This window comes from Tunicatimonas sp., assembly GCF_049647865.1.
Lineage (GTDB): Bacteria > Bacteroidota > Bacteroidia > Cytophagales > Cyclobacteriaceae > Tunicatimonas.
Genome location: NZ_JBARYM010000501.1, coordinates 1 through 3021, shown reverse-complemented (window position 1 = coordinate 3021; position 3021 = coordinate 1). Strand labels below are relative to the sequence as shown.

The following is a 3021-nucleotide window of genomic DNA, read 5'->3' as shown; positions in this document are numbered from 1 at the left end:
AGCTTGAGATTAGGTTTCTGAGTCTTGTTTAGATCTTCAAACAACTGCTCAACATTGCGCTGAAAGTTTTTACTTACAGAGCTGCTATTTCGCTTCACTCTTTTTAAACTTCATTAATAACTTACTGAGCTTTTTCAACTTATTCATAAAAATTATGTTGAATAGCGCGGTTCTAACGTCTTATCATAAGTATAGACATCGTGTATGATCATAATTACAAGCTAAGTGCAGTGCTTTTCACGAAAAAATTATATAGGTTCAAAAAATCAGCAAATGACTAGCTAAGGCCATGAAATAATCCTGTCAACGCTTAAATTAGGTTAAATTTAGGCAGTACTACTAACCCAAGAGGAAAAAATTTCCTCAGATTGAGGAGTAATTGCTTCCGTGATTATTGCGGCATCACCGGCTTTTCTATTATCTTAGCTGCTTGTTTTATCTACAAATTACCTAAACCTATGCGATACTTCTCTTCTGTTTTGATCGCTCTTTTTGGTCTTTGCTGCCTCGCTTGGTCAGACAGCTCCGCCCAACGTAATAGAAAGAGCCCATCAACCCCTCCGGCAATTGATACCACTTTATACCACGGTATGCAGTGGCGCTCGATTGGACCTTATCGGGGCGGACGCTCCTGCGCGGTAACCGGCGTACCGGGTCAACCAAACTTATTTTATTTTGGATCTGCCGGAGGAGGAATCTGGCGCACACAAGACAAAGGACAAACCTGGGAAAATATTTCGGATGGATACTTCGGTGGATCTATCGGTGCAGTAGCAGTTAGTGAATACGATAATAATGTGATTTACGCTGGCGGAGGCGAAAAAACCGTTCGAGGAAATGTCTCTTACGGCTACGGAGTATGGAAAACCACCGATGCCGGAAAAACCTGGCAATCGATGGGGTTAGATGAATCGCGGCATATTGGTCGAATTCGCGTTCATCCAAAGAATCCGGATTTAGTATACGTAGCGGCAATGGGTAATCTGTTTGCCCCCAACGATCAGCGGGGGGTATTTCGCTCCAAAGATGGGGGACAAACCTGGGAAAAAGTACTGTTCGCTAACCCAGATGCCGGAGCTGTAGATTTAGCAATGGACCCTAATAATCCGCGTGTACTCTACGCTAGTACTTGGCGAATTCGGCGTACTCCCTACAGTTTATCCAGTGGAGGCGAAGGTTCGGCGCTATGGAAAAGTACCGACGGTGGCGATACTTGGAAAGAAATTTCTATTAACAAAGGGATGCCCGATGGACCGTTAGGAATTATTGGTGTAACGGTTTCTCCGGTGAATTCAGAGCGAGTGTTTGCCATTATTGAAGCTGAAAACGGCGGAGTATTTCGTTCGGATGATGCTGGGGCTACTTGGGAGAAAACGAACGATGAGCGGAGCTTACGCCAACGGGCGTGGTACTACTCTCGCATTTACGCCGATACACAGGATGAAGATATTGTGTACGTAATGAATGTGCGCTATCATCAATCTAAAGACGGCGGAAAAACCTTTGAAGCTTCGGTAGCACCCCACGGCGATCACCATGATTTATGGATTGCCCCGGAAGATAATCAGCGAATGATTATTGGCGACGACGGTGGCGCCCAAGTAAGTGTTGACCAGGGAGAAAACTGGTCAACTTATCATAATCAACCTACTGCGCAATTTTACCGGGTAACTACCGATGATCATTTCCCCTACCGCATTTACGGGGCTCAGCAAGATAACTCTACCCTGCGAGTACTGCATCGTTCAGATGGTAGCGAAATTGGTGAAGATCATTGGGAGGCCACCGCGGGAGGAGAAAGTGCCCATTTGGCAATCGATCCTGAAAATGATGAGATCGTGTACGGGGGTAGCTACGGCGGATTTCTTTCGCGAGTAAATCATGAAAATGAACAATCGCGCATTATCAATGTATGGCCCGATAATCCGATGGGGTACGGAGCCGAAGGTATGAAGTACCGCTTTCAGTGGAATTTCCCAATCTTCTACTCCCCACATAATCCTAATAAGTTGTATACCGCCTCTAATCACCTGCATGTTTCTACCGATGAGGGACAAAGCTGGGAAGTCATTAGCCCGGATCTTACTCGGGCCGACTCTTCTAAGCTAAAATCTTCTGGGGGACCAATTACCCAAGATAATACGGGGGTAGAATACTACGCCACTATTTTTGCCGCAGTAGAATCACCTCGGGAAGAAGGAGTCATTTGGACCGGTTCGGATGATGGGCTTATTCATATCAGCCGGGACGGGGGCGAAAATTGGAATGACGTAACGCCTTCTGGAATACCCGAGTGGATGATGGTGAATAGCATTGATGTGCATCCTTTCGTAGATGGCGGGGCCTACGTAGCCGGAACCCGGTACAAAATGGGTGACTTCACACCATATCTCTACAAAACTACCAATTACGGAGCAAGCTGGGATTTAATTACTGATGGCATTGAAGCGGAGCACTTCACCCGAGTGGTTCGCGCCGACCCTCAGCAGGAAGGGTTACTCTACGCCGGAACTGAAACCGCGATGTACGTATCGTTTAACGATGGTGCTAACTGGAAGCCACTACAATTGAATTTGCCTACGGTTCCGATTACCGATCTTACGATTAAAAACAATAATCTCATCGCGGCTACGCAAGGTCGAAGCTTCTGGATTATTGATGATTTAACTCCTCTGCACCAGCTTAGCGACCAAGCACTGCAAGAAGACTTTCAGCGTAATGGTTATCACCTCTATAAACCAATGGATAGTTACCGAATGGGTGGCGAGCAAGCTGCCCCTTCACTAACAGCAGGGGCCAACCATCCGGGGGGAGTATTGGTGCATTTTGTATTAGCGGAAGAACCGGATACTACTCAGGCGGTTGTGTTACAAATACAAGAAAAAGATGGAACCCTGATTCGGGAGTTTAGCACTACTGAAGAGGCGGAAAGCAAAGATCCGCTGAAGGGGAAATTGGAAGTGGAGAAAGGCTTCAACCGGTTTGTGTGGGATATGCATTACCCCGGCGCAAAAACTTTTG

At 46.4% G+C, this 3021-nt stretch carries 1 protein-coding gene; it reads left to right on the top strand.

From position 1 onward, the window contains the following. Window positions 1-458: 458 nt before the first annotated feature. Window positions 459-3021 (top strand): WD40/YVTN/BNR-like repeat-containing protein (locus WBA23_RS14820; RefSeq protein WP_424583059.1); only part of this gene is annotated, 2563 nt, incomplete at its 3' end.